General features: G+C 71.1%; 3 protein-coding genes and 2 pseudogenes. 4 read left to right on the forward strand and 1 reads right to left on the reverse strand.

The genetic code is table 11. From position 1 onward, the window contains the following. A pseudogene (locus KBX53_RS18825) lies at window positions 1-625 on the forward strand (GTP-binding protein); the annotation flags it as partial. Window positions 626-662: 37 nt separating this feature from the next. Here the strand turns inward: KBX53_RS18825 and KBX53_RS18830 are convergent. Continuing rightward, entirely contained in the window at window positions 663-953 is a 291-nt protein-coding gene (locus tag KBX53_RS18830) for a DUF1540 domain-containing protein (protein WP_030330445.1), read from the reverse strand. 366 nt (window positions 954-1,319) lie between these two features. On the opposite strand from KBX53_RS18830, the gene KBX53_RS18835 reads away from it, so the two are divergent. The 3 genes and pseudogenes from KBX53_RS18835 to KBX53_RS18845 form a co-directional block, all read left to right on the forward strand. Continuing rightward, window positions 1,320-5,246, forward strand: a complete 3,927-nt coding sequence (locus KBX53_RS18835) for a ThuA domain-containing protein (protein WP_210860700.1) — start codon at window positions 1,320-1,322, stop codon at window positions 5,244-5,246. A gap of 108 nt (window positions 5,247-5,354) precedes the next feature. After that, complete coding sequence (locus KBX53_RS18840; RefSeq protein WP_210860702.1) at window positions 5,355-5,702, forward strand: PadR family transcriptional regulator; 348 nt, start codon at window positions 5,355-5,357, stop codon at window positions 5,700-5,702. Next, window positions 5,699-6,250 (forward strand): annotated as a pseudogene (locus KBX53_RS18845) (hypothetical protein); the annotation flags it as partial. The gene KBX53_RS18840 and the pseudogene KBX53_RS18845, both read left to right, overlap by 4 nt.

The following is a 6,250-nucleotide window of genomic DNA, read 5'->3' on the forward strand; positions in this document are numbered from 1 at the left end:
CTGCCTCCACGGCGAGCTGCCGGTACGGCTGGACACCGAGGTGCGCGCCGCGCTGCTGGGCCGGTTCGGGGTCTTCGGGGTCCGGCTGGCGGCCACGTTGGTGCGCAGCGGGTTCGACAGCCGGGTCAAGCTGTCCGCCGAACTGATTCGGCGTAGTGGTCTGACCGAGCTGCGCGAGTCGGTGACCCGGTGTTTCATCGATCGCCGCGACGCGCTGAAGGCCCGGTCCGCGCTGGCCGCGGTGGAGGCGCTGCTGCGGTCCGAGCCCACCCGGGGATCCGCCGAGCTGGTCGGCGCGGTGGAGCAGATCCTCGCCGGTGCGCACGAGTTCCGGGAGCTGCGCCTGCTGGTGGCGTTGCGCAACACCCGGCTGGGGTTCGACGCGGAACTGGCCGCCGAGGCGCAGCGGCTGGTCGGCGGGGACGGGGTGGGCCTCGCGGCCCGGCTCGGTGTCGAGCATGAGGCCGATGTGCGCCGGCTCTGGGAGGCCGCTTCGGAGGCACAGTGGCGGTGGCGGGACCGCGCGGAGGATCCGCTGCTCCCGCTGGCGCAGCGGCGCGGGGCTCAGGTCGTCGTCCGCAGTTGCGAGGGGATGATCGCCGAGCTGGTGGCGGGCGGCCGCTGAGTCTCGCCGGCCGCCCCCGCCCGCGGTGGTGGTCGTCTCAGCGCGGTTGGTACGTCTGACAGTCCGCGATGTCCTGGCCCGGGCCCACCCGGATGGACGGTGCGTGGCACTCCAGCTCGGCGTTGTGCTGGCAGTCGGCCCGCTTGCAGGCGCCGACCTGGGCGATGACGCGGTCCAGCCCGCCCTTGGCCGAGGTGTCGATGAAGGTGGCGCAACTGGCGTTCTGCTGCCCGATGGTGATGGCGAACGCGTGGCAGCCGTCGTGGTTGTAACCGCAGTCGGTGACCGTGCACTCGTGTACCCGCGGCATCTCCAGCATGTCGGTCATGGCGGTGTCCCTTTCGTCGGTGGTCACCCCCATACCCGGCCTCGACGTGACAACTCCCTGTCAGCTGTCCCTTTTCGGGATGTTCTGGATAGGCCAGCCTTGCCTAAACCGCGTGACCACAGCGCTGTTGCGGCCTCCATCGCGACCGTCGCCGACGAGCCGGGGCGCGGTTCGCGGCCGGAAAACCGTTATTCGATCTCACTCCGTACGGTCGCGGCTGACCTGCGGAGATAACGCTCTCACGGATGCTGCTGAAGTGCTTGACGCGCCAGTGATCCGAACGCAACGATGCATTCGCATGTCTCGTCCCACCACCGCCAGGCGTGATCGGCGCACGCCGTCCCCGCACCGCGAAAGGACCCCACTGTGCGCAGATCCCTGAGATCGTGGCTCGGCCTCGCGCTGAGCGCGATCCTCGTGGCGGGCGGCATCGTCGCCGCGCCACCCACGGCCAGCGCCGCGCCCTTCACCGTGCTGGTCTTCAGCAAGACCGCCGGCTTCCGGCACGGATCCATCACCCCCGGCATCGCGGCGATCCAGCAACTCGGCGCCGCCAACGGCTTCACCGTCGAGGCCACCGAGGACGCCGGTCAGTTCACCGACGCCAACCTGGACCGGTTCGCCGCGGTGATCTGGCTGTCCACCACCGGCGACGTGCTCAACGCCGCCCAGCAGGCCGCGTTCGAGCGATACATCACCGGCGGCGGCGGGTACGTGGGCGTGCACTCCGCCGCCGACACCGAGTACGACTGGCAGTGGTACGGGGGGCTGGTCGGGGCGTACTTCGCCTCGCACCCGGCCGAGCAGACCGTCACCGTCAAGGTCGCCGACCAGGTGCACCCGTCGACCGCCACGCTGCCGCAGCGGTGGAGCCGATTCGACGAGCTGTACAACTACCGCACCAACCCCCGGGGCAACGCGCACGTGCTGGCCACCCTGGACGAGAGCACCTACTCGGGCGGGAGCATGGGCGCCGACCACCCGATCTCCTGGTGCCAGAACTACTCCGGCGGCCGAGCCTGGTACACCGGCCTGGGGCACACCGACGCGTCGTACACCGAGGCGGCCTTCCGCCAGCACCTGCTCGGCGGCATCCGGACCGCCGCCGGCGCTGTCGACGCCGACTGCGGCCCCACCGTCACCAGCAGCTTCCAGCAGGTGGAGTTGGCCAAGGGGGCGGCCGAGACCGGTGAGCCGATGAGTCTCACCGTCCTACCGGACCGGGGCGTGCTGCACACCAGCCGCAACGGCGTGATCCGGCACACCGACGCCGCCGGCAACACCAAGATCGCCGCCACCCTGCCGGTCTACACCGGGGACGAGGAGGGCCTGCAGGGCATCAAGGCCGACCCCAACTTCGCCACCAACCGCTGGGTGTACGCCTACTTCGCGCCACCACTGAGCACCCCCGGCGGCGGCGCGCCCGCCGAGGGCACCCCGGCCCAGTTCGCCGTCTGGGACGGCGTCAACCGGTTGGCCCGGTTCACCGTGAACGCCGACAACACCATCAACCTGGCCAGCGAGACGCTGATCCTCAACGTGCCGACCAGCCGGGGGATGTGCTGCCACGTCGGCGGTGACATGGACTTCGACGCGGCCGGCAACCTCTACCTGTCCACCGGAGACGACACCAACCCGTTCGACTCGGCCGGCTTCACCCCGATCGACGAGCGGGCTGGGCGCAACCCGGCCTTCGACGCGCAGCGCACCTCGGCCAACAGCAACGACCTGCGTGGCAAGGTCCTCCGGATCAAGCCGAGCGCGGCCGGCGGGTACACCATCCCGGCCGGCAACATGTTCGCCCCGGGCACCGCGCGGACCCGCCCGGAGATCTACGCGATGGGCTTCCGCAACCCGTTCCGGATGAGCGTGGACAAGGCCACCGGGATCGTCTACCTCGGTGACTACGGCCCCGACGCGGGCACCGCCGACCCCAACCGGGGACCGGCCGGCAACGTCGAGTTCGCCCGCATCGACCGACCCGGCTTCTACGGCTGGCCGTACTGCACCGCCCGCAACGACGCCTACAACGACTACACCTTCCCGTCCGGGCCGTCCGGGCCGAAGTTCGACTGCGCCGGCGGGCCGGTGAACAACTCACCCAACAACACCGGCATCACCCAGCTGCCGCCGGCCATCCCGGCCTGGCTGCCGTACGGCGGCTCCGGATCGCCGCCGGAGTTCACCGGCGGTGGCCTGTCGCCGATGGGCGGGCCGGTCTACCGGTACGACCCGAACAACACCTCGCCCGTGGCGTTCCCGCAGTACTACGACGGGACCTACTTCGCCGGTGAGTTCGGCCGGCGCTGGATCAAGAACATCAAGCTCGACGCGTCCGGCCAACCGCTGAAGATCAATCCGTTCCCGTGGACCGGCACGCAGGTCATGGACATGGAGTTCGGCCCGGACGGCGCGCTCTACGTGCTCGACTACGGCACCGGCTGGTTCAACGGCGACGCCAACTCGGCGCTCTACCGCATCGAGTACGCCCGTGAGGGCCGAGCGCCCATCGCGAAGGTGTCGGCAACCCCGACCAGCGGCACCGCGCCGCTGACGGTGGCGTTCTCCTCGGCCGGCACCCTCGACCCGGACGGCGACCCGTTCACCTACGCCTGGGACTTCGACAACAACGGCACCACCGACTCGACGGCGGCGAACCCGAGCTTCACGTACACCACCAACGGGACCCGCAGCCCGACGCTGACGGTCCGGGACACCACCGGCAAGACGGCCACCGCGAGCGTGGTCGTCACGGTCGGCAACAGCGCCCCGGTGGTCACCGTGAACACCCCGTTGAACGGGCAGACCTTCACCTTCGGCGACGCGGTGCCGTTCTCCATCACCGTCACCGACGCCCAGGACGGCGCGGTCAACTGCGCCCGGGTGAAGGTGAACTACGTGCTCGGCCACGACTCGCACGGCCACCAACTGGGCAGTGTGCAGGGCTGCACCGGGGTCATCCAGACCTCGGCCGACGGCGAGCACGACACGGCCGCGAACATCTTCGGCATCATCGACGCCGAGTACACCGACCTGGGCGGCGGCGGCCAGCCGGCGCTGACCACGCACACCCAGGCGGTGCTGCAACCACGGGTCCGCCAGGCGGAACACTTCGGTGACTCGTCCGGCGTCCAGATCGTCGCCGGGGCGGCCGGGCACGGCGGGGCGGCGGTCGGCTACGTCGACAACAACGACTGGATCTCGTTCCGCCCGTACAACCTGACCGGCGTCCAGTCGTTCAGCGCCCGGGTCGGCGCACCGGCCGGCGGTGGCGGCACGTTGGAGTTGCGGGTCGACTCGCCCACCGGCCCGCTGGTCGGTTCGGCCACCGTCACACCCACCGGCGGGTACGCGAACTTCGCCACTGTCACCGGTGGGATCACTGCCGTGACCGGCACCCGGACCCTGTTTCTGGTCTTCAAGGGCACCGGCCCGTACTTCGACATCGACGAGTTCACCCTCTCCACCAGCCCCGGCGGTCCCGGGCCGGACCCCGACCCGGATCCGGACCCTGAGCCGGGCACCAACCTGGCCCGGGGCAAGCCGGCGCGAGCGTCCAGCTTCGAGGGCGCGTTCGTCGCGGGCAACGCGTTCGACGGCGTGGCCGGAACCCGGTGGGGCAGCGCCTTCGGCGACCCGCAGTGGATCGACGTGGACCTCGGTGCCACGTACGCCATCAACCGGATCAAGCTGACCTGGGAGGCGGCGTTCGGCAGCGGTTACCAGATCCAGACCTCACCGGACGGTGTCACCTTCACCACGATCCGTACGGTGACCGGTGGCGACGGCGGGGTGGACGACCTGACCGGGCTCAGCGGGTCCGGCCGGTACATCCGGCTTCTCGGCACCACGAGAGGCACCGCCTGGGGCTACTCGCTGTTCGAGTTCGAGGTGTACGGCGGCACCGGCAGCTCGACCGGCGGCAACCTGCTGCTGAACAAGCCGACGACGACGTCGAGCAACGAGGGGGCCGACGTCTCCGGCGCCCAGGCCGTCGACGGCAGCCTCAGCACCCGCTGGTCGAGCACGTTCTCCGACCCGCAGTGGATTCGGGTGGACCTCGGCAGCGCCACCGCGATCGGCCGGGTCAAGTTGAGCTGGGAGGCCGCGTACAGCAGCGCGTACCAGATCCAGACCTCGAACGACGGCACCACCTGGACCACTGTGAAGACGGTGACCGGGGCCGACGGCGGGGTGGACGAGCACGCGGGTCTCGGTGCCAACGGCCGCTACCTGCGGATCTACGGCACCGCCCGGGGCACCGGCTACGGCCACTCGCTCTGGGAGGTGTAGGCGTACACCAGCTGAACCACCATCGGTGACGTGGCCGGCACGGTGATCCGTGCCGGCCACGTCCTGTCTCCCTTTTGTATATACCGGCAATCTGTATATGCTCCTGGCATGGCTGAGGCTCCACTGCGGGAACCGACGTTCCTGGTGCTCACCGCGCTCGCCGAGGCGCCCCTGCACGGGTACGCCGTCATCGAGGACGTGCTGCGCATCTCCGACGGCCGGGTGCGGCTGCGCGCCGGCACCCTCTACGCCGTCCTCGACCGGCTCCGCGCCGACGGTCTCATCGAGGTCGAGCGCGAAGAGGTGGTCCAGTCACGACTGCGCCGCTACTACCGCCTCACCGCGCTGGGCGCGCGGCGGCTCAGCGAAGAGGCGTCCCGGCTGCGACACAACGCGGACGCCGCCCGGGTGCGGCTGCGCCGTGGTGGCCTGCTCACCGACGGGGGCGCGGCGTGAGCGGCGACGATCTGGAGCGCCGCTACCGGCGGCTGCTGGCCGTCTACCCATGGGAACACCGCCGGGTGTACGAGGACGAGATGCTGGCCGTGCTCCTCGCCGGTGCGCGGCCGGGCCAGCGGCGACCCGCCGCCGTCGACGTGCGGAATCTGGTCGGGGCGGGGTTGCGGGCGCGGCTGCGGGTGGGCGCACGGGGGTTCACCGAGCCGAGCTGGGCGGACGCGGCGACGGTGACCGGCCTGCTGGTCGGGGTCGTGCTGCTGGCCGTCGCCGGAAAGGCGCTGCTCGACCAGCTCGTCCTCACCCGGAGCCTGCCGCCCGGGTTCGGGTCGGCACGCCCGGATCTCGTCGACTGGCTGCGCGTCGCCGGCTGGGCGGGCGTCTGCGCGGCGGTGCTGATCGGGTGGCGCTGGGTCGCCGCCGGTCTGGCCTGGGCCGGCGTGGTCGGCTGGGGCGCGCTCGTCGCCCCGCAGACGGCTGACAGCCCGACGTACGTGGTGGACACGCTGCCGCAGTTCGCCCTCGCCGTGGTGGCTGCCGCAGCGCTC

This window comes from Micromonospora sp. M51 (genome assembly GCF_018070305.1).
Taxonomy (GTDB): Bacteria; Actinomycetota; Actinomycetes; order Mycobacteriales; family Micromonosporaceae; genus Micromonospora; species Micromonospora parva.